Consider the following 25,340-nt stretch of genomic DNA (forward strand, 5'->3'; position numbering starts at 1 on the left):
TAAGGCACCCTGCGCCCCGCACAAAAGCGAGGCGGGCACCTTATGAGACCCTGGCAGGTGTGCCGAGTCTCTGCAGGCCTTCAGCTGTCGGGGGATGCGATGGGGGTAGTCAGTATTTACAGGCGGGCACTGGCTTTCATTCCGCTCAGTTTCAGGGTGTCGCCGAACAGGCTGCGGCCCCCGCTGAAGCTCATGCCGAAGTACCCGTGCCCACTTCTGGCAGCGTTGTCCAGGGCCGCGCCGCCCAGCGAGAAGGGCACGCCCTGACCGGCCTTCACGTTCAGTGTCCCGATGGCCTGCGCCTGCTCGCCGGCCGCGCTGCACACCAGCATGCGGGGCGTGATGGGCGACGCGGGGTACTCGGTGCAGGAGACGGGCACGCTGCTCAGGTCCGGGCGGATGTACATGCCCACGCTGCTCAGCGTGCCGGCCGCCGTGGTGTACGTGGCGTTGCCCTCCACCTTGAACTGTGACAGGGCCGACGGGACGGAATTGCCCGCCAGCGAGTCGGTGTACAGGTACACGACCTTCCCGCCCAGCGCCCCGCTGTCCGGAAGGTTCAGGGTGCTGTCGGGAACGTCCACGCTGGGCGTGGGAATCAGGCCGCACGACCCCAGCAGCAGCGAGGCGGCGACAGCGAGCACAGAAGAGGGAAGCAGGGCGGCGGGACGGTTCATGCCGGCCAGCCTAGCAGCGGCCAGTGACGGCCGACTTACGGTCCCGTTCACGTGTTTGCTACGCTGCTGCGGTGAAGAAGTCCCCCACCGTCACCCTCCAAGCCCAGGCGGTGCGCCGCATCGCGGGCCGCTACCCCTTCGGGCACAGCGGCGATATCGCCCGCGCCGACGACGGCATCCAGCCGGGCGAGGTCGTGAACGTCCGCGCCGAGGGCAGCACCCGCCTGATCGCGCGCGGGTACTTCAACCCGCAGGGCGCCACGCCGCTGCGCCTGCTCACCTGGCAGGACGAGGACATCGACCTGAAGTTCTACCGCGCCCGCGTGAAGGCCGCCCTGGCCCGCCGCAAGGGCCGCATTCAGAACACCGACGCCATGCGCGTCCTGCACGCCGAGGCCGATGGCCTGCCCGGCGTGATCGCCGACCAGTTCGGGTCTGTGCTGAGCGTGCAACTGCGTAACGCCGGCGTGGAACGCCACCGCGACCTGATCGTGAAGGCCCTGAAAGACGAGACGCGCGCCGCCAGCGCCTTCGAGCGCAGTGACACCGGTGAGCGCCGCCGCGAGGGCCTGGACCTCGTGACCGGCACCCTCTGGGGCGACGTGCCGGAGCGCGTGGAGTTCTTCGAGGACGACCTGAACCTGCACTTCGCGCCCATGGACGCGCAGAAGACCGGCTTCTTCCTCGACCAGCGCGACAACCGCCGCCTGATGGCCTCGCTGGTCCGGCCCGGCGCGGGCTTCCTGGACGTGTACTCGTACACCGGCGGCTTCAGCCTGCACGCCGCGAAGGCCGGCGCGAAAGCCACCGCCATCGACAAGGACAACGTCGCCCTGGCCGCCCTGGAACAGGCGGCGCGCAGTAACGGCCTTCAGGTCGGCGTGCGCTGGGGCGACGCCCTGGAAGCCCTCGCCGCACTGGAAAAAGACAGACGGACCTTCTCGGCCATCGTGCTCGACCCGCCCACCCTCGCAAAGAGGCGCGACGACGTACCCCGCGCCAAACGCATCTTCACGGACGGGGCCGCCAGCGCCCTGCGCATGCTGGAAAGCGGCGGACACCTGATGATCAGCACCTGCGCCCACTACATCCGCGTGGACGACCTGCTGGACGCCGCCCGCGTGGCCGCCGCCGAGGCGAACACCGACGCCGAGGTACTGGACGTCACGTACCAGCCCGCCGACCACCCGCACCTCCTGAGCGTGCCCGAGAGCCTGTACCTGAAGAGCATCCTGCTGCGCAAGGCCTGAAGCGACGCTTGATACGGATTCCGTTTGTTTCGCTGACAATCCGGAACTTCACCGGATTGCCAGCTCCACGTCCGGAACCCGCTTGACTCCCACTCGCATCCGCTCGGATTGAACGGCTTTACAAGCCATTCAATCGGAGTCTGTATGAGAAGGTGGGCGCGCGTACCCTGACGGGCGCGTTCGGCGGGCAGCATCGGGTATGTCTGCCCGCCGATTCCTGCTGCTCAGCGTTCCCCTGTCCGGCGTGGCGCTGGCCCACTACGCCGCGCCGCTCCCTCTGAGCGCCGTCGCGCCCGCAAAGGCGCAGTTCGGCCTGCCGTTCGCGGGGCCGCCCGGCCCGGACACCTGGATGCTCGGGCAGGGGTACGGGAACACCACCGGCGCGTACCGGCAACGCCAGAGCACGTACGGGGCCCTGCAGGGCATCCACGCGGGCCTGGATTTCAGCGCGCCGTGCGGCACTCCGGTGCGCGCCATCGGGGACGGCGTGGTGGCCGAGGTGGACGGCCCGCACGGCAGTCCGCCGCACAACGTGGTCGTGGATCACGCGGGCAACCTCTCCAGTCTGTACGGGCATCTGCGGGTGCGGTCCAGCCTGCGGGTGGGCCAGCGGGTCACGCGCGGGCAGGTGATCGGCGAGAGCGGCGACTCGCAGGGCACGTGTGTCAGCTCCCCTCACCTGCACCTTGAACTGCGCGACCGCTCGCACCAGCGCTTCTTCAACCCGCTACCGTTCATTGCCGCCGACTGGAATTCCCTGGCGCTGGCCGGGAGTTTCGGGCGCGGGTACGAGTACGACCTGACCCAGCCCCGGCGCTGGCAGACGCCGGACTCTCAGCCCACCGCGCTGCGGGGCGGCGCCCTGCTGAACGAATACCGGCAACCCTGGCCGCCCGCCGCCGGAGGTGCCCGGTGAGGCGCGCCGCCCTGGCCGTCCTGATGCTGGGAACGGCACACGCCGCCACCCTCCCGTCCCGCGCGGTCCTGAGCGGCGAGTGCTGCCCCGGCGTGGTCTGGGCGCCCGACTCGCGCGCCCTGCTGTTCCTGGACGGCGCCCCGGCGCGCGTCTCGACCGGCATCTATCAGGTCGCCGCGACCGGGGGCGCCGTCACGCGGCGGTTCTCCAGCGTGGCGTTCTTCTCTCCGGCCCTGAAGTGGGCGGTGCGGCCCGGCTCGGGCGAGGCCACCACCCTGGAACGCCTCGCGGACGGGCGGCGGTTCACGCTGCCCACCTACGGCGCGAACGTCACCTGGACGGCCGCCGAGACCCGGCTGGCCTACGCCCGCAGTGACACGACCGGCAACTTCGACCGCCGGGTCACGCGGGTATTCGTCGCGGACGCCTTCGCCGCGCCCCGGCTCGTGGCGACCCTGCCGGGCGGCAGCATTCACGGCTGGCTGAACGACACGACCCTGCTCCTGAGCGGCAAGGCCACCGCCGCCGCGCGCGACCGCGACCTGTTCACCCTGGACACCCGCAGCGGCGCGCGCCGTACCCTCAGGACCGCGCTGGGCTTTCGCTCGGTGACCGTCAGCCCCGGGGGCCGTCAGGTGGCGTACACCATCGCCTTCGACAGCGCCGCCCGCAATGGCCTGTGGGTACAGGGCACCGCCAGCGGCAGCCCGCGCGAACTGAGCACCTTCGGCTCGTACCGCTGGCGGGACGCCAACCGCCTGCTGCTGATTCCCCTGAACGCGGCGGGCGGCCCGCACGCCCTGCGGCAGTACGACGTGACCGCGAACGCCTGGAAGACCCTGGGCGACCTGGGCGATCAGGTGCGCCTGTCGGACTGGTCCGTCAGCCCCGACGGGCGCCTGCTGAACTACCTCAGCGCCCGCGACGGCAACGTGCGCGTCCTAACGCTGCCCTGAGGGGGCTGGCCTGGCCAGAGAGGTCACGGCGACCCCGGCAGGGTGGTCAGGTGCCGGGCCTCAAAACCCTTTGACCTCCGCCCAGTGAACACTCGCGTCCACGCCGATCTCCTTCAACCTCCTTTTCAGATCGGCGATTTCCTGCGAAAGAGTCCAGGCTCTGTGCGAGAGGCCGATCCGGACCGAGTGCTCGGATTCGAACCCCACGCTGCCAACCAGTGGGGACAGGGCCAGATCGCTCTTGATGATGTACAGCGCCAGAATCTGCCGGGACGGCCTTCCATTCTGGATCATCGGCTCGACCATCAGGGCAGCCACTGTGCTGGCCGGGTATGGGTCGCCGGAGGCAGATAACCCTGATCCCACGGTCCCTGAGAGCGCGACAGTCAGCATCACACGAGTCATCATTTGGGCATCTGTACGTCCCGGTGTTCCTTGCCGCTGTTGTCTTCAGGAAAGGATTCTTGCCACTCGGTGAGGGAGGTCCGTCTGACCTTTCCGATGGGGCGCCGAATGAGGAATCGGCCCATGTTCGCATGGTGCCCTGACCTGCTAGACTGTCTCGTTTCCGAAGCGGAGGCGGTGCCTTACGCGTTCAACGTAACCCCCGGCGGCCCGGTCTACGTCTGATTCCTGCCGTGCTGGCCGCACTTTTCAGGGAGAATCCACCTTGCAGAACAATCTGATCGTGAAGGGCGCGAAGGAACATAACCTCAAGGACATCACGGTAGAACTGCCGCGCGATCAGTTCGTGGTGATCACGGGCGTGTCCGGCAGTGGCAAGAGCACTCTGGCCTTCGACACCATCTACGCCGAGGGTCAGCGCCGTTACGTGGAAAGCCTCAGCGCGTACGCCCGCCAGTTCCTCGGCCTGATGGAGAAACCGGATGTGGAGAGCATCACGGGCCTGTCCCCGGCCATCTCCATCGACCAGAAGACCACCAGCCACAACCCCCGCAGCACGGTGGGAACCGTGACTGAGATCCACGATTACCTGCGGTTGCTGTACGCCCGCGTGGGCACCCCGTACTGCCCGGTCTGTGGCCGGAAGATCGAGAAGCAGAGCCCCAGCGAGATCACGGACCGCCTGCTGGCGGGCTTCCCGGACAAGCGCGCCATCCTGCTCGCGCCGGTCGTACGTGGGCGCAAGGGCGAGTACCGCAAGCTGTTCGCGGACCTGCGCCGCGAGGGCTTTGCGCGCGTGCGGGTGGACGGCACGCTGTACGAGCTGGAGGAAGCCGAGAAGCTGAAGCTGGAGAAGTTCGAGAAACACGACGTGGACGTGGTCATCGACCGCGTGACCCTGCGTGAAGGGGACCGCAGCCGCATCGCCGAGAGCGTGGAACTGGGCCTGCGCCGGGGCGAGAGCCTGCTGCGCGTGCTGATGCCCGACGCTGGGCAGGACGGAGGGCCGCACGAGGAACTGTACTCCGAGAAGTTCGCCTGCCCCGAGCACGGCAGCGTGCTGGAGGAACTCGAACCCCGTTCGTTCAGTTTCAACTCGCCGTACGGTGCGTGCGGGGACTGCGCGGGCCTGGGCAGCAAACGCGAGTTCAGCGCCGACCAGATCGTCGACGACAAGCTCTCCATCGCCGAGGGCGCGATCCTGCCCTGGAGCAAGAAGGGCACGGGCGGCGGCATCTACTACTGGGACAAGTTGCAGGCGCTGGCCGAGCACCTGGAGTTCAGCGTGAAGACCCCCTGGCGTGAGCTGCCCAGACAGGCGCAGGACGCCGTCCTGAAAGGGCCGGGCGCACCCTTCGAGGTCGTGTACCGCCGCGCCGGCAAGGAAACCATGCGGTTCATGACCGAGTTCGAGGGCGTGATCCCCAACCTGGAACGCCGCTACGCGGACACGGAATCCGAGTTCATGCGCGAGAAACTCGAGGAGATGATGGAACTCCAGCCGTGCCCCACCTGCGGCGGCACGCGCTACAAACCCGAGATTCTCGCCGTGCGCGTGGGCGGCCTGAACATCAGTCAGGCGAGCGGCATGAGCGTGCTGGACGCCGACGTCTTCTTTGACCGGCTGCAGGGTGGCGGTCTGGACCACGCGGCCATCGAGGCGTTCCTGACAGGGCACCTGGGCGGCACGGCCCGTGCGCACGCCCCCAGCCGCTACGAGTACGTCCTGAACGATTTCGGCACGGCGGTGGCCGCCCCGATCCTGCGGGCCATCCGCACCCGCCTGAAATTCCTGGTGGACGTGGGCCTGGATTACCTGAGCCTGGACCGCACCGCGAACACCCTGTCGGGCGGCGAGGCGCAGCGCATCCGGCTGGCCACGCAGGTCGGCAGCGGCCTGACCGGCGTGCTGTACGTGCTGGACGAACCCAGCATCGGCCTGCACCCCAAGGACAACCACCGCCTGATCGGCACCCTCAAGCACCTGCGCGACCTGGGGAACACCCTGATCGTCGTCGAGCACGACGAGGACACCATGATGGACGCCGATTACCTCGTGGACATGGGGCCCGGCGCGGGCGTGCACGGCGGGCAGGTCGTCGCGGTCGGCACGCCGCAGCAGGTGCGGGACAACCCGGACAGCCTGACCGGCAAGTACCTACGCGGCGAACTGAAGATCGAGGTGCCGCAGAGCCGCCGCCGGGGCAACGGCAAACAGCTGAAGGTCATTGGGGCGCGCGAACACAACCTCCAGAACGTCTCCATCGAGATTCCGCTGGGCACCATGACTGTCGTGACCGGCCCGTCCGGCAGCGGCAAGAGCACCCTGATCCACGACATCCTGCACGCCACCCTGGCCCGCGAACTGAACGGCGCGAAGACCACGCCCGGCAAGTACGACCGAATTGAGGGCATGGAGCATCTGGACAAGGTCATCGAGATCGACCAGAGCCCCATCGGGCGCACGCCGCGTAGCAACCCCGCCACGTACACCGGCGTGTTCACCGAGATCCGCGACCTGTTCACCCGCACCCCCGAAGCGCGCCGCCGCGGCTATCAGGCCGGGCGCTTCTCGTTCAACGTGAAGGGCGGCCGCTGCGAGCACTGCAAGGGCGACGGCGTCATGAAGATCGAGATGAACTTCCTGCCAGACATCTACGTGCCGTGCGAGGTCTGCAAGGGCGCGCGCTACAACCGCGAGACGCTGGAGGTCAAGTACAACGGCAAGACCATCGCCGACGTGCTCGACCTGACCGTCGAGGACGCCCAGAGCTTCTTCGAGGCGATCCCCGCCATCGAACGCAAGATGACCCTGCTGTGCGACGTGGGCCTGGGCTACATGAAGATCGGGCAGCCCAGCACCACCCTGTCCGGCGGCGAGGCGCAGCGCATCAAGCTCGCCAGCGAACTGAGCAAGCGCGCCACCGGCAAGACCATCTACATCCTCGACGAACCCACCACGGGCCTGCACTTCGAGGACGTCCGCAAACTCATGGAAGTGCTGCAACGCCTCGTGGAGGGCGGGAACACCCTGGTGATCATTGAGCACAGCCTGGACGTCATGAAGACCGCCGACCACATCATCGACCTCGGCCCCGAAGGCGGCGTGCGCGGCGGCACCGTCGTCGGCACCGGCACGCCTGAGGAGATGGCCGCGCACCCGACCAGCCACACCGGCGAGTACCTGCGCCGCGTGCCCGGTATCGTGGCCGCCACCCCTCGCAAGCCCGCTGCGGCCAGTGCGCCCGCCCCAAAGAAGGCTGGCCGGCCCGCGAAGAAACCCGCAGTGGCCGAGGAGCCGGAACTGGTCGGCGCGGCCCCCGCCCGCAAGAGTCGTGCTAAGAAAGAAAGCGCATGACCCAGCCGCCCGACCCCACCCCACCCGACACCCACCCCACGGACCCCCAGGGTCTGAACCCTGAAACGCCGGTTCAGGCCGGGCGGCACGCGGCGCTGGACCCCGCCACGGCCCCCGAAGCTCCCACGCCGGGGCCACGTCCAGCGGGGTCACGCCCGGCCCGCCCGGTCCCGCAGGACGATCCGCCGCCGGGCACGGCCGTCACTTTGCTGAAACTGCTGGGAGGCGCTGTGTGCCTGCTGACCCTGGCGTACTTCCAGTGGACGCCCGGCGAGTGGCCCGTGCGCCTGCTGACCTGGGTGCTGCTGACCCTGCTGGCCGACGAGTTCGGCGGCTGGTTCGGGTACGGCGGGTTGATCCTGGGCGGCCTTGGGTACTTCAGTCCGGTGCAGCCGCCCGCCGAGTGGCTGATCATCCTGCCGCTGGTCGGCGGGGCCCTGATGGGCACCCTGCTGCTCAAGCACTCGGGCGGACTGTTCGTCCTGCCGTTCGCCGGGGTGCTGTTCGCGGGCGTGCTGATCGCCGTCGGGCAGTTCGGCACCAAACTCGACCCGCAGATGACGCTGCCCGCCAACCCGGAATTCCTGCGCACCGCCATCACCGGCATGCTGATCGCGCTGGGCCTCAGCGCCGCGCGGCAACTGATCGGCCTGATCCTCCGTGCCCGTCGCCGCCGCGCCCGCCCGCCTGGGGCCGTGCCCGCCTGACCGTCCCCGCACCACCTGCGCGCCGCTCCCCCTGACCGGGAGCGGCGTTTCTGCTGCCTCCAGCCCAGGCTCCGGTCGCCGGCGGCCCGACATGGTCGGCGGTCCCTCATGGACGCGCGTTACACTTCAGGGCAGATGAACAGTAACTCCAACCGCACCATTCTCGTGATCGGCACGCTGATTGCCGTGGCCCTGATCGCCCTCGCCCTGGTCGCCGTGCGCGGCAAACCCGCCGCCGGAGCGGGCCTGAACGGCAACTTCGACCTGACCGGACAGGCCTTCGCCGGCAAGGCCGACGCGCCCGTCAGCGTGGTCGTCGTTGAGGACTTCAAGTGCCCCGTCTGCAAGACCTTCGAGGAAACCATCGCCCCCGAACTGAACAGCAAGTACATCGAGACCGGCAAGGCCAAGCTGTACTCCCTGGTGTGGCCCTTCCTGGCCGAGAACGTCCGCCTGCCCACCGACGACAGTAAACTCGCCGCGCAGGCCGCCAAGTGCGTGTACGACCAGGGCGGCAACGACGCCTTCGGCAGTTTCAAGACCATCCTGTTCCGCGCCCAGGGCAGCGAGAGCACCGTCTGGGCCACCAAGACCCGCCTCAAGGACCTCGCCGGTAACGTCGAGGGACTCGACCAGGGCAAGTTCGCCACCTGCCTGGATACCGACGCCACCGCCGCCCGCGTGGACGCCGACGAGAAACAGGTCACGGACGCCCGCGTGAACCACACGCCCACCGTGTTCGTGAACGGCAAGGAAGTCCTGAACGGCAGCGGCCAGAGCAGCTACCTGCTGGCCGACGTCAGCGCCGCCATCGACGCCGCCAGCAAGTAAGCCATGAGCCGCGACAACCGCCTGTACGCCGCGTGGGTGATCGCCCTGATCGCCACGCTGGGCAGCCTGTATTTCAGTAACATCCTGGGGTTCAAACCCTGCGTGCTGTGCTGGTACCAGCGCATCTGCATGTACCCCCTGGCCGTCATTCTGGGCATCGGCGCGCTGCGCGGCGACCTCGGTGCCCGCCTGTACGCTCTGCCGCTCGCCGCCGTCGGTGCGGTCATCGCCCTGATTCAGAACTTCGAGGACTGGGGCGTGATTCCCGTCCTGAAAGCCTGCACCGCCGACGCTACCACCGTCGCCTGCAACGTTCCCTGGCCCGTGTGGGGCAGCGGCGCCCTGGCCGGCCTGAACACCGTCATCACCATCCCGGTCCTGAGCATGACGGCCTTCATCCTGATCATCGGGCTGCTCGCCTGGGGCCGCCCCCGCAGCATCTGAACGGGGGTACGCGGGAAGCGGGGCGCGGGGAGTGGTGAACCCCTGCGCCCCGTTGTGTTGGCGCCGAAGCAGGCCCAGGCAGGGGAGAGCCCCTGGCCCGCTCCCTGCGAACCGCTTCCTGTGTCCCTCTTATACGGACTCCGATGGAATGGTTTGCAAAAACCGTTCCATCCGAGCGGAGCGGGCAGGAGAGAAACGGGTTCCGGGCGTGGAGTTGGCAACCCGGTGTCCTTCCGGGTTGTTAACGAAACAGACGGAATCCGTATTACACCGGTCGGCCCGCCATCATGAACGACGCCGTCATTCCCCCGTCCACCGGGACGATCGCGCCCGTCAGGAAGCTCGCCTCGTCACTGCCGAGGAAGTACACGACTTTCGCCACCTCCTGCGGGGTGCCCAGGCGGCGCAGGGCGTGCAGGTCCTCGTAATCCCGGCGGGTCTGCGCGGGGTTCTCGCTGTCCGCGATGGCTGCCAGCACGCCCTCGGTGCTGATCGCCCCGGGCGCAACCGCATTCACGCGCAGGCCGCGCGGCGCGAGGTCCAGCGACATGGCCCGCGTCAGGTTCACCAGTCCGCCCTTGCTGGCGTTGTACGCGGCGTTGTCCTGCTCGGCGAACAGGCCCTGCACGCTCGCCACGTTCACGACCGCGCCCCCGCTGGGCAGCAGGTCCACCAGTGCGCGCGTCAGCAGCAGCGGGGCCGTCAGGTTCACGCTCAGCGTCCGCGCCCAGCCGCGCTCACTCACGTCCAGTACGCTCCCGTGCGCTCCCTGGTACGCGGCGTTGTTCACGAGCACCTGCACGCCCCCCAGTTCCCGCGCGGCCCGCACGATCCGCTCCCGGCCCGCCGCCGTGCTCACGTCCGCCTTCACGCGCCGCTGCCCCCGCAGGACCGGCGGAAGGTTCAGGTCCACGCTCAGCACCCGCCACCCCCGCTCCGCGTACAGTTCCGCCACCGCCCGCCCAATCCCGCGCGCCGCTCCCGTTACCACCACACCACTCGCGTCCGTCATGCCCTCAGTCTCAGGGACACCCGCCCGCCCGGAGCCGAGGCATAAGGCACGCTCAAGTGGGAAGGTTGTGGGCAGTACGCAGTGCAGAGTGGGAACAGAAGGAGGCCCGCCGACGCATTCGCAGTCGGCGGGCCTTTCAGTGACTGCTGGGTGGTGGGGCAGAGGTTGGAGAACCAACCCACCCCCCATTCCCCATTTACTTGCGGCTGGCTTCGATCAGCGCGGGGACGATCTCGTTGATGTCGCCCACGATGCCGTAGTCCGCGACCTTGAAGATCGGGGCTTCGGCGTCCTTGTTGATGGCGATGATGTTCTTGCTCTTGCCCATGCCACTCAGGTGCTGCACGGCGCCGCTGACGCCCAGGGCGATGTAGGCCTTGGGTTGCACGGTCTTGCCGGTCTGGCCGACCTGCTCGGCGTAGGGACGCCAGCCGGCGTCCACGACGGCGCGCGTGGCACCGACGCCCGCGCCGATGTTGTCGGCGAGGCCCTCGACGTAACGGGCGAAGTTCTCGGGGCTGCCCACGCCGCGTCCGCCGGTGACGATCACGTCGGCTTCGGTCAGGGCAACGCGGCTGCTCTTCTCGACGCTGCGGCCAGTCACCTGCACGCGGGGGGCGGGCAGGTCGAGTTCCACGTCGTACTGCTCGCCAGCGGCGGCGGCGGGCGCGGCGGGCGGGAACGAGCCGGGCTTGACGGTCACGACGACCGTGCCGTCCGCCTCGACGGTTTCGGTCACGCGGGCCAGGAAGGTGTACCGCTGCGCCTGGAGGGCCGCGCCGTTACTGCTGAGTTTGGTGGCGTCTTCGAGGTACGGCGCGTCGAGTTTCACGGCGACCCTCGGGGCGTACTCGCGGCCAGAGCGGCTGCCGCCGATGATGACGGTGTGCGCCTCGCCCTCCTGCGCGATCTGCGTGGTGGCGGCCGCCCAGACTTCGGCGTTGTACGTGGCGAGCGCGGGCAGGTCGGCCACGAGCACCTGATCGGCCACGGCGGCGGCCTCGGCGGCCACGGCGGCGACGTTCTGGCCCAGTACGAGCAGCGTGACGGGACCTTCGCGCCCGGACTGCTGCGCGGCGGTGACCATTTCCAGGGTGGCTTTCGCCAGTTTCCCGGCGGCGTGTTCAGCAACGATCAGAATCATGCGATCACCTTCGCTTCGTTCCGAAGCAGTTCCAGCAGTTGCTGGGCGGCGGCCTGGGGGTCCTTGCCGTCGATCATGGTGTTGCGGCGGGCGCGGGTCTGAATTTCAGCGCCGACCACGCGGACCTTGCCACTCAGGTTGTAGGCGGCGGGGTCGTCCTTGCGGAGTTCCTTCTTCTTGGCTTTCATGATGTTCGGCAGGGTGGGGTAGCGGGGCTCGTTCAGGCCCTGCTGCGTGGTGACCACGGCGGGCAGGGGGGCGCTGAAGCTCTCGTTCCCGTCGTCCACGTCGTGGCGGCCGGTAATGGTGTCGCCGTCGACTTTCAGTTCGTTCGTCCAAGTCAGCTGGGGCCAGCCGAGGCGTTCGGCGCTGGCGGCTCCGAGGGCCTGGGAGTCCCAGTCGGCTTCCTGCCCGCCGACCAGGATCAGCGTGACGTTCTCGGCCTGCGCGACCTGAGCCACGACGCGGCTGAGGGTCACGGCGTCGAATTTCTCGTCGGTTTCGATGTGAATGGCGCGGTCGACGCCCATGGCGAGCGAGGTGCGTAGGGCGTCCTCGACCTTCTTCGGGCCGACGGCAAGCGCGATGATCTGTTCGACGGGCGCGCCGCTCTCGCGCAGGCGCAGGGCTTCTTCCACGCCGTACTCGTCCATGCCGTCGATGACCAGGGTGGCCCCTTCGAGGTCGACGGTCTGGCCGCTGATCTTGACGCGGGCTTCGGCATCGGGAACTTGTCTTACGAGGGTCAGGATGTTCATGGGTCCTCCAGGGGTCGGGTGCGTGTGTCGGAGACGGGAAGAGGCCGGCTCACCCGGCCCGACAAATTGTACTTGGTTCAAGTTTAGCAGAGCGCTCCGGCCCAGGGAAGACCCCCGCCCAGACGGCCACCAGCCAGCACGGTGAGAACCCGCCGCGCCTGCCAGAGCCCAGCAGCACCGGGTCTCAGAATTGAACCGGCCCCCAGCGTAGCCCAGGGAACACCCCGCCCGCAGCAGGAAAGGGCACAGGTCACCAGTCAGACCAGTGCAACCACACGCCAAACCCACCTCGCCCAGCCCACCTCTCTGTGCCTCGACCCCGACCATGAGAACCCCTCTGTGCCCACCCAGGCCGCCGGACAGGCGTACAGACCGGCAGAAAAGCCAGGGGCCTGCGCCCATGCCGTCTTTACGCGGCATTCAGGTCATCAAGCGCCAGTCTTTAAGAACAGCCCCACCTTAAAGTTCCAGTCAACTGCCTCAAGGAACCCTCTCATGCTGGCAGACGAACCTACTCTCATGAAGAACCTGATTCCCCTGACCATCCTCGCCATCGCCGCCAGCACCGCCACGGCCGGCGCGCAGTCCCTCAGCGGCGTCGAACTCGGCCTGACCGGCGGCTACGCCGGCGGCCTCAGCGGCGAAGCCTTCGTGCACGCCCCCAACGTGATCGGCCCGGTCGGCGTGAAAGCCGGCGTGGCCGTCACCCGCTCCGCCGACGCCATCAACGACAGCAGCAAGGACGCCCTGGGCACCACCTTCGCTGACCGCAAGAAGAACGACGGCTTCACGGAAAGCGGCAGCCAGACGGTCGTCTCCCTGGACGGCACCTACAGCCTCGGCGAAGTTGCCCCTGGCGTCGACACCACCCTGTACGCCGGCGGCCGCTACGGCATGTTCCGTGCCACCGAAACGGCCAACTCCACCAGCTCGAACGTTTACAGCAGCAATTCCTTCGGGATCGGTGCCGGCGTGATGGCCAGCTACGCTCTCAGCGGCAACATCAGCCTCGTGGGCGATCTGGGTGTCGATCACTTCTTCAAGAACACCATCAACGTCGATTCGACCAACGCCGGCAACACCACCACCTATAACTACCCCACCAGCGACGCCGACTACGCCTACAACGACAGCCGTTTCGTGCGCCCCGGCACCAACTTCAAGGCCCGCGTGGGCATCAAAGCTACTTTCTGATACACGCCTTCTTTTGACCGTGCCGGCTCTCCCTGTGGGGGCCGGTTCGTGTTGTGTGTGGGTCAGCGCTTTAGGTGCTGCTTGAGCATCTCGAACGCCGCCACGGTGCGCGGGAAGCCCAGGTAAGGGACGCACATCATGAGCGCGCCGCGCACCTCGGCTTCGGTGGCGCCGGCATTCATGGCGCCGCGAATGTGGGTGCGCAGTTCGGGGGGGCTGCCCAGTGAGACGAGCAGGGCGCAGGCGATCAGCTCCTTGCTTTTCAGGTCCAGGCCGGGCCGGTCGTACACGGTGTCGTACGCGAACTCCTGAATGTAGCGGCCCAGGTCGGGGTCTAGGTCGTTCAGGCGCTCCTGAATGCGGTTCTGCTGCGTGCCGAAGATCACGTCACGGGCGCGGGGCGGCGCTTCCAGAGCAGTGGCGTCGGTCGGCGCGTCTGTCGGGGTGGGATCGTGGGCGGTGTCGCTCATGTCCGCAGGGTAATGCGGGCGGCGCGGCGGGTGCTGTGGGTGCCGGTAGGGGCAGACGTGGCAAGAATCCCGTCATGAACTGCTCGCTACAGTGGGTGTGTGCCGGTTCGCTGCTCAGATCGTAAGGTTTCACCTGCCGGCCGGCGGGTGGGGCGGATAGTCTACACTCAGGCTGTCCACCAGGCACCGAGCGTTCTGTCCAGTTGCGGCAGTTCGTTGTTCCCGTTTCAGCCGTTCACCCGGCGCCGCTGTTTCGGCGTGTCACGGCCCGTCCGTGACTGGCCCGTGATGGCCGCGCTTTCCGCCCCTGGGGGTCACCCATGAACAGATACGACGACCGCGCCCGACTCGTGTTCCATTACGCCCGCGAGGAAGGCAACCGCCTGGGCCACGCGATGGTCGGCCCGGAACACCTGCTGCTGGGCCTGATGCGCGAGGGCGGTACTGCCGCCAGCATTCTCGGAGAGTTCGGTGCTTCGCTTGACGGCCTGCGCCGCCGCGTGGAGGAAATCATCGGCCGTGGCGAGGGTAACCGCCTGAATGACGCGCCCAGCATCACGCCCCGCGCCCGGCGCGTTATGGAGCTGGCGTCCAGCGAGGCCCGCAGCCTGGGCGCGCAGGTGACCAGTACTGAGCACATCCTGCTGGGCATCATCCGCGAGGGTGACGGTGTGGCCTTCCGCATCCTTCAGGAACTCACGAAGGACGTGGACACCATCCGCTGGCGCATCCTGGCGCAGGGCGAGGGCACGGCCAGCAAACCGGCCAAACCGGTCGCCACGCCCTTCCTGGACGAGTACGGCCGCGACTTGACCAAGTGGGCGCGCGAGGGCAAACTGGACCCCGTGATCGGACGCAGCGAAGAAATCCGCCGCGTCACGCAGATCCTGACCCGCCGCACCAAGAACAACCCGGTCCTGATCGGTGATCCGGGCGTGGGCAAGACCGCCATCGTGGAGGGCCTGGCGCTCGCCATTCACGAGAAGCGCACCCCACCGAACCTGCACGGTGTGCGCCTCGTCAGCCTGGACCTGAGCGGCGTCGTGGCCGGTACCAAGTACCGAGGCGAGTTCGAGGAACGCCTGCGGCAGATCATCGAGGAGCTGCGTAACGCCAAGGTCATGGCCTTCATCGACGAGCTGCACACCCTGGTCGGGGCGGGAGGGGCCGAGGGCACGCTGGACGCTGCAAACATCCTCAAGCCCGCCCTGTCGCGCGGCGAGATCCAGGTGATCGGCGCGACCACCACCGGCGAGTACCACCGCTACATCGAGAAGGACGCCGCCCTGGAACGCCGTTTCCAGCCGGTGATCGTGCTGGAACCCAGCCCCGCCGAGACCCTGCAGATCCTGCGCGGCCTGAAACCCAAGTACGAGGAGCATCACGGCGTGCAGATCCCGGAAGCGGCCCTGGAACTCGCCGTGCGCATCGGGGAGCGGAGCCTGCCGGGCCGGAACTTCCCGGACAAGGCCATCGACCTGATCGACGAGGCCGCCAGCCGCGTGCGCCTGAACATGAGTGTGGGCCTGCCGGTTGCGGAAACCGAGGACGGCGAACCGTACGTGACCCGCGAGGACATCGAGAGCGTCATCAACTCCATGGGCGGCATCTACTCCGAGGAGACGGCCGCGCAACTCGGTGACCTGGAAGGCACCCTGCGGGATCAGGTGTACGGCCAGCCGGACGCCATCCGCGCGCTGTCCAGTGCGCTGCGCCGCGCCCGCGTGGGCCTGGGTGGCCGCACCCGCGTCGCCGCGAGCTTCCTGTTCGTCGGACCCAGCGGGGTCGGCAAGACCCACCTGGCCAAGGCCCTGGCGCGCAGCCTGTTCGGCAGCGAACGCAGCCTGATCCGCATGGACATGAGCGAATTCCAGGAGAGCCACTCGGTCAGCAAACTGATCGGCTCGCCCCCCGGGTACGTGGGCTACGAGCAGGGCGGCCGCCTGACCGAGGCGGTGCGCCGCCAGCCGTTCAGCGTGATCCTGCTCGACGAGATCGAGAAGGCCCACCCGGACGTGTACAACACCTTCCTTCAGGTCCTTGATGACGGCCGCCTGACCGACGGACTGGGCCGCACCGTGGACTTCCGCCGCACCATCCTGATCATGACCAGCAACACGGGCTTCAACGTGACGCCCACCGTGGGCTTCAGCCCGGTCACGCCGGACAGCAACGCCCCGCTGCGCAACATCTTCACGCCGGAATTCCTGGACCGCCTCGACGAGGTCATCCGCTTCAAGAGCCTCGGCGAGGAGGAACTGGTGCGCGTCGCGCAGCAACTCATGGGCGAGATGACCGAGGAACTCGCCAGCCGCGAACTGAGCGTCACGTTCGACCCGGCCATCGCCGCGTGGCTGGTCACGAAACTCAAGGCCCGCAGCCCCAAGCACGCCGTCGGCAGCAGCCGGCAACTGCGCACCCTTGTCCGCGAGGAGATCGAGGATCCCCTGGCCCTGGAACTCATGGCCAACCACGGCGAGGAACTGCGCGTCGTGCTGGGCGAGGGCGGCGTTCAGTTCGAGAAGGGCGAGGAAGCCGCCTCCCGCCAGATCCTGGCGTAAGCTCTCCCGCTTCCTGACTGCTGGGACGTCCGCTCTGCCGGGCGTCCTTTCTTGCTGTCTGTGCCGGGTCTTCCGGCCTCCTGACCCGGCCTTCCTGGCCACCGTTGCCCGTGTCCGGCCTTCCCGGCGTGGCTGACTGGACGCGCAGGCTGACCCGCATCACCCTCAGGAGTGCTCCGGGCGGTTAGCATGGCGGTCATGACGAAAAGTATTTCCGATTTTCAGGATGAACACGGCCGTATCACCGGGTGGCCCAGCGACCGCCGCCGCGCGCACCAGCTGGCCATTCTCGATTACCTGACCGGCCTGTTCGAGCCCGGCGTGTCTTACGACCAGGGGCAGATTGAGCAGGTGCTGGCCGACCACAGCACCCTGGAAGACCCCAGCTTCCTGCTGACCGAACTGGTCGACAGCGACTACCTCGCCACCGAGGACGGCATGTACTGGCGTGCCGACGGTCGCCCCGGCGCGCGTGGCTAGAGCCCGCACCAACTACGTCTGTGGCAGTTGCGGGTACACCAGCGCCAAACCGCTGGGCCGCTGCCCGAACTGCCAGGCTTGGAACTCGTTCGAGGAGGAAGTTGCGGCCGTCACGACTGGCTCGCGGGGCGGGGCGTACGGCGGCGTGGTGGGCGGGAAACTCACGGCGCTGTCCACCGTGGGCCGCCGCGAGGAGCCGCGCACGTCCAGCGGCATTCCGGAACTGGACCGCGTGCTGGGCGGCGGTCTGGTCGCCGGGGGCGTCACGCTGATCGGCGGCGAGCCGGGCATCGGCAAGAGCACCCTGCTGCTGCAGGTCGCGGACCGCGTGGCGAAACTGGGCGGCACCGTGCTGTACGTGGCCGGTGAGGAATCGCTGGAGCAGATCCGGTTGCGCGCCGACCGGCTGGGCGTGGCCCTGGAGGGCGGCGCGGACATTCAACTCACGCGGGACACCCGCGCCGAGCATGTGGCCGCGCTGATGAGCGAGCATAAACCCGCGCTGTGCATCGTGGATTCCATCCAGACCGTGACCGTGGAAGGCGAGGGCGCGCCCGGCGGCGTGGCGCAGGTCCGCGACGGCACCGCCATGCTGACCCGCGCCGCCAAGGAAACCGGTACGGCCACCGTCCTGGTCGGGCACGTGACCAAGGACGGCACGGTCGCCGGACCGAAAGTCATGGAGCACATCGTGGACACCACCGTGTTCCTCGAGACGGTCGGGTCGTTCCGGCTGCTGCGCTCGGTCAAGAACCGCTTCGGGCAGGCCGGTGAACTGGGCGTGTTCGAGATGCGCGGCGAGGGCCTGATCGCCGTCGAGAACCCGTCGGCGGCGTTCCTGGCCGAGCGGCCCCTGGACGTGCCGGGCAGCGTCGTGGCCGCCACCATCGACGGGCAGCGGCCCATGCTGCTGGAAGTGCAGGCACTGGCCAGCAAGACCCCGTACCCGAACGCCCGCCGGGTCGTGGTGGGTCTCGACCCGCGCCGCGTGGACGTGGTGCTGGCCGTGCTGGAACGCCGCCTGGACCTGACGCTGGGCGGCCTGGACGTGTACGTGAACCTCGCGGGCGGCCTGAAAGTCCCCGATCCGGGCCTGGACCTCGCGATCGCCCTGGCGATCTACTCCGCCGTGGTGGGCCGCGCCCTGCCCGGCAACGTGGCCGTGTTCGGCGAGGTCGGACTGGCGGGCGAGGTGCGCTCCACGACCGGCTCGATCCGCCGCGCCGAGGAAGCCCGCCGCGCCGGGTACACCCGCCTGATCGTCCCACCCGGCCTGGATGGCCACCCGGACGGAGTGAAAAGCGTCGAGGAAGCCGTCGCGCAGGTCTGGCAGGGCCGTGCGGCAGGCAGTCCGGGGGCGGGCAGCCGGAAACCCCGCGCGGGGTAGGCGCGTACCGGACGGCATGAACACTGCCGTTCCGGTCGCGCCCCCCACCTCGCCCCTCTGGTTCCGGGCGCTGACCTGGGTGGCGCCGCTGATGCTGATCGTGACCGCCTGGGTGCCGGATGACGGGGCCGACAGGCCTCTGCCGCTGGCCGGGAGCGTGTTCCTCACGCTGCTGGGCGTGGGACTGGCCGCACTGTTCGCGCAGTTGCCCCGGCGGCTCTCGTACACCCTGACCGACACGGGGCTGCGCGTCAGCCGCTTTTCCGGAACGTTCGAGTGGCCGTACCGTGACCTGCGCCTGCGCCGCACAGAGGGACACCTGGGCCTGAAGGTGGGCGGCGTGGGCCTGCCCGGCTATTACAGCGGCAACTACACCTTCACCGGCCCCGCCTACCGCAGCGTGCAGGCGCTCGCCTCGAACACGCAAGGCGGCCTGATCGTGGAGCGGGGCGGCGTGCCGTACTACCTGACGCCCGCCAACCCGGACGCGCTCGCCCGTGCCCTGGCCGCGCGGGGCGTGCCGACCGTGTAGTGTCGGTCAGGTCATGTCGGTCGGAGAGACGGCATTGAACCGCTCCCGCGTCATCCTGTGCGCAATCCGCCACGACTGGTAAACGCGGCCCGCATCCGCCCCGGAGTGGCCCGTGGCACGCTCGGTGAATGACTGACCACCCCCACGACCACAGCTCCCATGATCACGGACCCGGTGAACACGGCCCTGGTGACCACCGCCCCGACGCACACGCCGCGCAGGGCCACAGTTCAGACACTCACGACGGGGCGCACAACCACGGTGCGAACGCGAACGCGCGGCAACTGACCCTGGCGCTTATCCTGACCGGCGGGTTCCTGATCGTGGAGGTCGCGTACGCCTTCACGTCCGGCAGTCTGGCCCTGCTGAGTGATGCGGGGCACATGCTGACCGACGCCGCCGCGCTGGGCCTGTCCCTGCTCGCCATTCGCGTGGGTGCCAGGCCCGCCGACACCCGCCGCACCTTCGGGTACCGCCGCACCGAGATTCTGGCCGCCGCCCTGAACGCCGGGGCACTGTTTGCCGTCGGCATCTACGTGCTGGTCGAGGCCGCGCGCCGCTTCGCGCAGCCGGTCGAGGTGCAAGCAGCGCCCATGCTGATCGTGGCCGTGCTGGGCCTGATCGTGAACCTCATCAGCGCCCGCATCCTGGCGGGGGGACAGGGGGGCAGCCTGAACATGAAATCCGCGTACCTGGAAGTCATGGGCGACCTGCTGGGCAGCGTGGCCGTCATCATCGGTGCGCTGCTGATCCGCTTCACGGGCTGGACCTGGGTGGACCCGCTGCTGGGCGCCGCCATCGGTCTGTGGGTGCTGCCCCGCACCTGGGCGCTGCTGCGTGCGAGCGTGAACGTGTTGCTGGAGGGCGTGCCGGACGGCCTGAACCTCACGGGCCTGCGCCGTGAACTGGCTGCGCTGCCCGGCGTGACGGACGTTCACGACTTGCACGTCTGGAGCGTGACGGGCGGCGTGAACAACCTCACGGCCCATCTGGTGGCCCCGGATACAGGGGCAGAGCTGCTGCCGCGCGTGCAGGAGATCGCCGGGCGGCACGGCATCACGCACAGCACCGTGCAGATCGAGGGGCCGGATGCCCACAGCGACCACGAGAGCGAGGCGCTGCACCCATAAGAGCGGCGGTGGGATCCTGAAGGTGGATCTCCGGACAGGCCCTGCCCCACAGGCAACGGAAGGCTGTTGGGACGCGTGGTCGGCAGGGGAGAAGGCGGCAGAGCAGGCCGCCTCTGATCTACCCGAAACATGTCTTGACAGGAATATTCTGCTTGAGGCATAATAAGTGCACAACAGAGCGCCCCACAAGGAGGTCAACCGCCACTTGAACCACCTCACCTTCACCGCCCTGGCAGACCCGCACCGGTTCCAGATCGTCGAACTGCTCCGCGCCCGGCCCCTCAGCGTCGGCGAGATCGCTGACCAGCTGAACCTGCGCCAGCCGCAGACCTCCAAGCACCTGCGGGTCCTCAGTGACGCCGGACTGATCACCGTTCACCCCCAGGCCAACCGCCGCATCTGCCACCTGCAGCCCACCGCGTTCCGCGACCTCGACGACTGGCTGGGCCGCTACCGCTCCCTCTGGGAAGCCCGCCTCGACCGCTTGGACGACTACCTGAGCACCCTCCCGCCCGCCACGCCTGACCCCACCGAACCCGGAGGTTCCCCATGACGCACGCCGCCACCCTCGACCACCGCATTGAAGACGCCCGCACCCTCGTCCTGGAACGCACCTTCGCCGCCAATCCCGAACGTGTGTTCGCAGCGTTCACGCAGGCCGAGCACCTGCGCCACTGGTGGGGACCCCGCGGCTGGGAACTCACGCACTGCGAGATTGACCTGACCCCCGGCGGCCGCTGGCACTACTGCATGACCTGCACGGACCCCGCCCAGGGCGACTTCCACGGCATGCAGAGCTGGGGCCTGGGCGTGTACGAACGCATCGAGGCGCCCACCCGCCTGACCTACACCGACTACTTCAGCGACGAGCACGGCGCGGTCAATGACCAGATGCCCGCCACGCTGGCCGACCTGACCTTCGAGGCTGTCCCCGGCGGCACCCGCGTCACCAGCCGTTCCACGTACGTCCGCCCGGAAGACCTGCAGGTCGTCATGGACATGGGCATGCTCCAGGGCATCACCGAAACCTGGGACCGCCTGGCCGAACACCTCGCCTGACCTGAACAGACAGCGGCTCCCCGAGTAGGAGGGGAGCCGCTGCTTTTTGCTCTGTCACACGGATTCCAGCTGTTTCGTTAACAACCCGGAACCACACCGGGTTGCTAACTCCACGCCCGGAATCCTCTTTGCTCCTACTCGCTCTGCGGCGCAGCTCTGCGAGTCCGGATCAGTTCAGCGCGCCGATCTGGAACTGGAAGTTCGTGCCGTCGAAATCCACGTTCAGGCTGGTGTTGTCGGGCACGTGGCCCTGCAGGATTTCGCGGGCCAGTGGCGTCTCGATCTCGCGGCTGATCGCGCGGCGCAGCGGGCGGGCGCCGAAGGCCGGGTCGTACCCGATCTGCGCGAGACGGTCCTTGGCGGCGCCTGACAGGTGCAGGCTCACGCGGCGTTCGGCGAGGCGTTTGATCAGGCCGCGCATCTGGATGTCCACGATGCGGTGCAGGTCGGCGGCGGTCAGGGCGTCGAACACGATGATGTCGTCCACGCGGTTCAGGAACTCCGGGCGGAAGTGCCCCTGCAACTCGCCCATCACGGCGTCGCGGATGTCGGCGGAGCTGTCACCCCGGTGCTGCATTTCCAGGATCAGCGGACTGCCGATGTTGCTGGTCAGGATGATCAGGGTGTTGCGGAAGTCCACGGTGCGGCCCTGCCCGTCGGTCAGGCGGCCGTCGTCGAGCACCTGCAACAGGACGTTGAACACGTCCGGGTGGGCTTTCTCGATCTCGTCGAACAGCAGCACGGCGTAGGGGCGGCGGCGGACGGCCTCGGTCAGCTGGCCGCCTTCCTCGAAGCCCACGTACCCGGGAGGCGCGCCGATCAGGCGGGCGACGGTGTGTTTCTCCATGTACTCGCTCATGTCGATGCGGACCATGGCGTCCTGACTGTCGAACAGGAATTCCGCGAGCGCCTTGGCCAGTTCGGTCTTGCCGACTCCGGTCGGGCCGAGGAACATGAAGCTGCCCAGCGGGCGGTTCGGGTCGCTCAGGCCGGCGCGGCTGCGGCGGATGGCGTCGGCGACGCTGACGATGGCGCGGTCCTGTCCGATCACGCGGTCATGGAGCTGCTCCTCGAGTTTCAGCAGTTTCTCGCGTTCACCCTCCATCAGTTTATTCGCGGGAATGCCGGTCCAGCGGCTCACGACGAACGCGATGTCCTCCTCAGTCACCTGGGTGTGCGCGAACTCCGCGCCCTTGAGTTTGTGCTCCAGCTCCTGCACTTCCTTTTCCAGTTGCGGGAGCGTGCCGTACTCCAGTTCGGCGGCGCGTTGCAGGTCGTAATCGCGGCGGGCCTTCTCGATGTCCGTGCGGACCTGATCAAGCGACTCGCGTTTCTCGCGCAGCGCGGCGACCTCGTGCCGCTCGCCTTCCCAGCGGGCGCGGACGTCCGCGAGTTCGTCCGTGATGGTTTTCAGGACGCCCTCGATGTCCAGCAGGCGGTTCTGGCTGTCCTGGTCCTTCTCACGCTTCAGGGCCTCGCGTTCGATTTCCAGTTGCAGCTTGCGGCGCTCCAGCTGGTCGATGCGTTCCGGGCTGGATTCCAGTGCCATGCGCAGGCGCGCGGCGGACTCGTCGATCAGGTCGATGGCCTTGTCGGGCAGTTGACGGTCCGTGATGTACCGGTGAGAGAGCTGCGCGGCCGCCACGAGCGCCGGGTCGGTGATCTCCACGTTGTGGTGTACCTGGTAGCGTTCCTTGATGCCGCGCAGGATGGAGATGGTGTCCTCGACGCTGGGTTCATCCACGAACACCGGCTGGAAGCGGCGTTCCAGGGCGGGGTCCTTCTCGATCTCGCGGTACTCGCTTAAAGTTGTGGCGCCGATCAGGTGCAGTTCCCCGCGCGCCAGCGCCGGCTTGAGCATGTTGCCCGCGTCGGGGCTGCCCTCGGTCTTGCCCGCGCCGACGATGGTGTGAATCTCATCCACGAACAGGATGATCTCGCCGGCCGAGGCGATCACCTCGTCGATCACGCCTTTCAGGCGCTCCTCGAACTCTCCCCGGAATTTCGCGCCCGCCAGCAGGCTGCCCATCTCGAGGCTGACGATGCGTTTGTTCTTCAGGCCGTCGGGCACGTCGCCCTTCACGATGCGGATGGCGAGGCCCTCGGCAATGGCGGTCTTGCCCACGCCGGGTTCCCCGATCAGCACGGGGTTGTTCTTGGTGCGGCGCAGCAGGATCTGCATGGCGCGGCGGATTTCCTCGTCGCGGCCGATCACGGGGTCGAACTTGCCGTCGCGGGCGCGCTGGGTGAGGTCGGTGCCGTACTTGGCGAGGGCGTCGAACTGCTGCTCACTGGTCTTGGTCGTCACGGTTTTTCCTTTGCGCTGCTCGTTCACGGCGCGGTTCAGGTCAGTCTCGGTGGGCAGGCTCCTGCCCCGGTACTCGCCGCGCAGGGCCAGGAGCAGGGCGTCGGCGGCCACGAACGAGTCGCCCAGCTGTCCGGCCAGGGTGTCGGCCCGTCCGAAGGCGCGGCTCAGGGCCGGGTCGAGGTACAGGTTGTCGCCGCCGCCCTGCACGCGTGGGAGCTTCAGCAGTTCGGCGTCCAGCGCGGCGCGGATCTGGTTCAGGTCGCCGCCTGCCAGGGTCAGGGCGCGCCCGGCGGTGTCGTTGTCGGTCAGGGTGCGCAGGACGTGTGTGGGCGTCAGGTTCTGGTGTCCGCTCTGCTGCGCGAGCTGCTGCGCCTGCTGAACGGCCTGGGTGGTGGCCTCGGTGAAACGGTCGGGATTCAAGTCGGGAACCTCCGGGAGTGGGGGAGTGGATACTGGGTCAACTGTCTCCATTCTGAAACTTGAGTCTAGTCATGTCAAGTTTATTGCGGATGATTAACAGTAACCCAGTTGACTTCTGATCCTCCCGCAGATCCCGCGCCTCTACGAACCCCGCCGACTCACCGCAGAGCTGGGAAACCAGCGCCTCTGTTCCTCTGACGCGGGGTCTGTTTCACTTCGGTGTCCTTACTTCGGTGCCCATGCCCCGCTGACCAGTTCCATCATCCCCTGCCCCCTGGCTGGCGTTCCGGCCCACACGCCCGATACCTCGACTGGCCCTTCCCAGTAAGCGATGCGGGTACTGCGGCTCAGCAGCTCCTGCTCGCGCCGCACCGCCCGCACCCTCAGATCGAACTCGTCCGAGACCAGCTGCCAGTCCAGCGTGTACCGTCGGTCCTGCGGACTGACCCATTCCTCCCCGGGCACGGCCCGCAGGCCTCTGACGGCCCTCACGCTCCCGTCCGGCTCGACCACACTGCCGATCAACTGCGCGACCGTCCCGTCCAGTCGCCGCACCCGGTATACCATCAGGTCCCGGCCACCCTCCAGCTGCACGCTGAACCAGTCCCACAGCGCCGTCTGCCCCGGAATCTGGTTGCCCCACTGATGATCCAGCCACGCCTCGCCCTGCACGGCCCGCCCATTCACGGACCCCGCCAGTGCCAGCCGCGTGATCCCCTGGTAGAACAGCACGCCCGTGTCCGCGCTGCCACTAAAGCCCGGCGGGTGCAGCATCGGCCCTTTCAGCGGCGTCAGGGTCAGGTCCAGCGGCCCCGCCTTCAACGCGAAGGCCCCCGTGGACACCGCCCCCGGCTGCGGCCCCGCCTGCGTCAGCGTCCACGCGCCCTGCCGGATTCGCAGCGGCGGGAACGCCACCTCACCCGTGCCCGGCGACTGCTCCAGGAACGTCACCTGCCCCGAGCGCAGGTCCGTGACCGCCACATGCGAGATGAACACCGGCACCGGCACGCGCGGATCACGCACCCGGAACTGAGCCCAGTGCAGCGCCAGCCCATCGCCGGGCAGGTAGGCACTCACGTACCACCACTCCATCGGGTTCTCGTGCGCTCCGAACTCCGTCACGGCCGGCAGCGCCGCCGGATTCACCGTCGTCTGCACCGGCGCGCACGCCGTCAGGGCCGCCGCAATCAGCACCGTCCACACCTTGATTCGCATCAGGGCCAGCCTAACCGACCCCGAGGTGATCTGTGAGGGCAGATGAGGCCGGGGGATAGGTAACTGATGGTAGGGCTGGCGAGATATATCCCACTGCTCCGGGCCCACGCACCCCACAGCAAACCG

At 68.2% G+C, this 25,340-nt stretch carries 23 protein-coding genes; 15 read left to right on the forward strand and 8 right to left on the reverse strand.

The genetic code is table 11. The annotated features are described in order from the left end of the window. Positions 1 to 116: 116 nt before the first annotated feature. Positions 117 to 677: a hypothetical protein gene (locus tag M8445_RS10425; RefSeq protein WP_273987696.1), complete on the reverse strand. Its 561-nt coding sequence runs from the start codon at positions 675 to 677 to the stop codon at positions 117 to 119. A 71-nt stretch (positions 678 to 748) separates the two neighbouring features. Here M8445_RS10425 and M8445_RS10430 point away from each other — a divergent pair, with 71 nt between their 5' ends. The 3 genes from M8445_RS10430 (at position 749) to M8445_RS10440 (ending at position 3,799) form a co-directional block, all read left to right on the forward strand. Next, on the forward strand, positions 749 to 1,927 hold the full coding sequence (locus M8445_RS10430) for a class I SAM-dependent rRNA methyltransferase (protein WP_273987697.1): 1,179 nt from the start codon (positions 749 to 751) through the stop codon (positions 1,925 to 1,927). 199 nt (positions 1,928 to 2,126) lie between these two features. Then, the gene (locus M8445_RS10435; protein ID WP_273987698.1) at positions 2,127 to 2,843 is read left to right on the forward strand and encodes a M23 family metallopeptidase; all 717 of its coding nucleotides are present in this window, start codon (positions 2,127 to 2,129) and stop codon (positions 2,841 to 2,843) included. Beyond that, on the forward strand, positions 2,840 to 3,799 hold the full coding sequence (locus M8445_RS10440; protein WP_337961591.1) for a TolB family protein: 960 nt from the start codon (positions 2,840 to 2,842) through the stop codon (positions 3,797 to 3,799). The genes M8445_RS10435 and M8445_RS10440 overlap by 4 nt, the downstream gene beginning before the upstream one ends. 60 nt (positions 3,800 to 3,859) lie before the next feature. Here the strand turns inward: M8445_RS10440 and M8445_RS10445 are convergent, their stop codons facing one another. Then, a complete protein-coding gene (locus M8445_RS10445; protein WP_273987699.1) occupies positions 3,860 to 4,195 on the reverse strand; it encodes a hypothetical protein in 336 nt (111 codons plus the stop codon). A 274-nt stretch (positions 4,196 to 4,469) separates the two neighbouring features. Here M8445_RS10445 and uvrA point away from each other — a divergent pair, with 274 nt between their 5' ends. The 4 genes from uvrA to M8445_RS10465 all read left to right on the forward strand — a co-directional run bounded on the left by uvrA (position 4,470) and on the right by M8445_RS10465 (position 9,544). Continuing rightward, the gene (gene uvrA, locus M8445_RS10450; protein WP_273987700.1) at positions 4,470 to 7,562 is read left to right on the forward strand and encodes an excinuclease ABC subunit UvrA; all 3,093 of its coding nucleotides are present in this window, start codon (positions 4,470 to 4,472) and stop codon (positions 7,560 to 7,562) included. Then, on the forward strand, positions 7,559 to 8,269 hold the full coding sequence (locus tag M8445_RS10455) for a hypothetical protein (RefSeq protein WP_273987701.1): 711 nt from the start codon (positions 7,559 to 7,561) through the stop codon (positions 8,267 to 8,269). Before uvrA ends, M8445_RS10455 begins: the two co-directional genes overlap by 4 nt. A 135-nt stretch (positions 8,270 to 8,404) precedes the next feature. Next, entirely contained in the window at positions 8,405 to 9,100 is a 696-nt protein-coding gene (locus M8445_RS10460) for a DsbA family protein (protein ID WP_273987702.1), read from the forward strand. 3 nt (positions 9,101 to 9,103) lie between these two features. After that, complete coding sequence (locus M8445_RS10465) at positions 9,104 to 9,544, forward strand: disulfide bond formation protein B (protein WP_273987703.1); 441 nt, start codon at positions 9,104 to 9,106, stop codon at positions 9,542 to 9,544. Positions 9,545 to 9,809: 265 nt separating this feature from the next. Here the strand turns inward: M8445_RS10465 and M8445_RS10470 are convergent, their stop codons facing one another. The 3 genes from M8445_RS10470 to M8445_RS10480 all read right to left on the reverse strand — a co-directional run bounded on the left by M8445_RS10470 (position 9,810) and on the right by M8445_RS10480 (position 12,458). Further along, the gene (locus M8445_RS10470) at positions 9,810 to 10,556 is read right to left on the reverse strand and encodes an SDR family NAD(P)-dependent oxidoreductase (RefSeq protein ID WP_273987704.1); all 747 of its coding nucleotides are present in this window, start codon (positions 10,554 to 10,556) and stop codon (positions 9,810 to 9,812) included. Positions 10,557 to 10,752: 196 nt separating this feature from the next. Next, positions 10,753 to 11,700 carry an electron transfer flavoprotein subunit alpha/FixB family protein gene (locus M8445_RS10475; protein ID WP_273987705.1) on the reverse strand — a complete coding sequence of 316 codons (948 nt, stop codon included), beginning with the start codon at positions 11,698 to 11,700 and terminating at the stop codon, positions 10,753 to 10,755. Then, positions 11,697 to 12,458: an electron transfer flavoprotein subunit beta/FixA family protein gene (locus tag M8445_RS10480; RefSeq protein ID WP_273987706.1), complete on the reverse strand. Its 762-nt coding sequence runs from the start codon at positions 12,456 to 12,458 to the stop codon at positions 11,697 to 11,699. Before M8445_RS10480 ends, M8445_RS10475 begins: the two co-directional genes overlap by 4 nt. A 519-nt stretch (positions 12,459 to 12,977) precedes the next feature. Between M8445_RS10480 and M8445_RS10485 the strand changes: the two genes are divergently transcribed. Next, positions 12,978 to 13,652, forward strand: coding sequence for a hypothetical protein (locus M8445_RS10485; RefSeq protein WP_273987707.1), 675 nt, complete (start codon positions 12,978 to 12,980; stop codon positions 13,650 to 13,652). 62 nt (positions 13,653 to 13,714) lie between these two features. On the opposite strand, the gene M8445_RS10490 is transcribed toward M8445_RS10485, so the two are convergent. Next, entirely contained in the window at positions 13,715 to 14,122 is a 408-nt protein-coding gene (locus M8445_RS10490; RefSeq protein ID WP_273987708.1) for a carboxymuconolactone decarboxylase family protein, read from the reverse strand. A gap of 320 nt (positions 14,123 to 14,442) precedes the next feature. Here M8445_RS10490 and M8445_RS10495 point away from each other — a divergent pair, with 320 nt between their 5' ends. From M8445_RS10495 to M8445_RS10525, 7 genes are all read left to right on the forward strand, one after another. Beyond that, positions 14,443 to 16,683 carry an ATP-dependent Clp protease ATP-binding subunit gene (locus tag M8445_RS10495; RefSeq protein ID WP_273987709.1) on the forward strand — a complete coding sequence of 747 codons (2,241 nt, stop codon included), beginning with the start codon at positions 14,443 to 14,445 and terminating at the stop codon, positions 16,681 to 16,683. Between the two features lie 198 nt (positions 16,684 to 16,881). Next, on the forward strand, positions 16,882 to 17,163 hold the full coding sequence (locus tag M8445_RS10500; RefSeq protein WP_273987710.1) for a DUF2087 domain-containing protein: 282 nt from the start codon (positions 16,882 to 16,884) through the stop codon (positions 17,161 to 17,163). Continuing rightward, positions 17,156 to 18,550 (forward strand): DNA repair protein RadA, encoded by a 1,395-nt coding sequence (gene radA / locus M8445_RS10505; protein ID WP_273990887.1) that lies wholly within the window; start codon positions 17,156 to 17,158, stop codon positions 18,548 to 18,550. Before M8445_RS10500 ends, radA begins: the two co-directional genes overlap by 8 nt. A 16-nt stretch (positions 18,551 to 18,566) precedes the next feature. Beyond that, complete coding sequence (locus tag M8445_RS10510; protein WP_273987711.1) at positions 18,567 to 19,082, forward strand: PH domain-containing protein; 516 nt, start codon at positions 18,567 to 18,569, stop codon at positions 19,080 to 19,082. A 128-nt stretch (positions 19,083 to 19,210) separates the two neighbouring features. After that, the gene (locus M8445_RS10515) at positions 19,211 to 20,212 is read left to right on the forward strand and encodes a cation diffusion facilitator family transporter (protein ID WP_273987712.1); all 1,002 of its coding nucleotides are present in this window, start codon (positions 19,211 to 19,213) and stop codon (positions 20,210 to 20,212) included. A 205-nt stretch (positions 20,213 to 20,417) separates the two neighbouring features. After that, the gene (locus M8445_RS10520) at positions 20,418 to 20,765 is read left to right on the forward strand and encodes an ArsR/SmtB family transcription factor (RefSeq protein ID WP_273987713.1); all 348 of its coding nucleotides are present in this window, start codon (positions 20,418 to 20,420) and stop codon (positions 20,763 to 20,765) included. After that, positions 20,762 to 21,271, forward strand: a complete 510-nt coding sequence (locus tag M8445_RS10525; RefSeq protein WP_273987714.1) for an SRPBCC family protein — start codon at positions 20,762 to 20,764, stop codon at positions 21,269 to 21,271. The genes M8445_RS10520 and M8445_RS10525 overlap by 4 nt, the downstream gene beginning before the upstream one ends. A 169-nt stretch (positions 21,272 to 21,440) precedes the next feature. On the opposite strand, the gene clpB is transcribed toward M8445_RS10525, so the two are convergent. Together clpB and M8445_RS10535 are read right to left on the reverse strand one after the other, a co-directional pair. Next, a complete protein-coding gene (clpB, locus tag M8445_RS10530) occupies positions 21,441 to 23,999 on the reverse strand; it encodes an ATP-dependent chaperone ClpB (RefSeq protein ID WP_273987715.1) in 2,559 nt (852 codons plus the stop codon). A gap of 225 nt (positions 24,000 to 24,224) precedes the next feature. Beyond that, positions 24,225 to 25,214: a lipocalin family protein gene (locus M8445_RS10535; protein ID WP_273987716.1), complete on the reverse strand. Its 990-nt coding sequence runs from the start codon at positions 25,212 to 25,214 to the stop codon at positions 24,225 to 24,227. Positions 25,215 to 25,340: the final 126 nt, after the last annotated feature.

This window comes from Deinococcus aquaticus (assembly GCF_028622095.1).
Lineage (GTDB): Bacteria > Deinococcota > Deinococci > Deinococcales > Deinococcaceae > Deinococcus > Deinococcus aquaticus.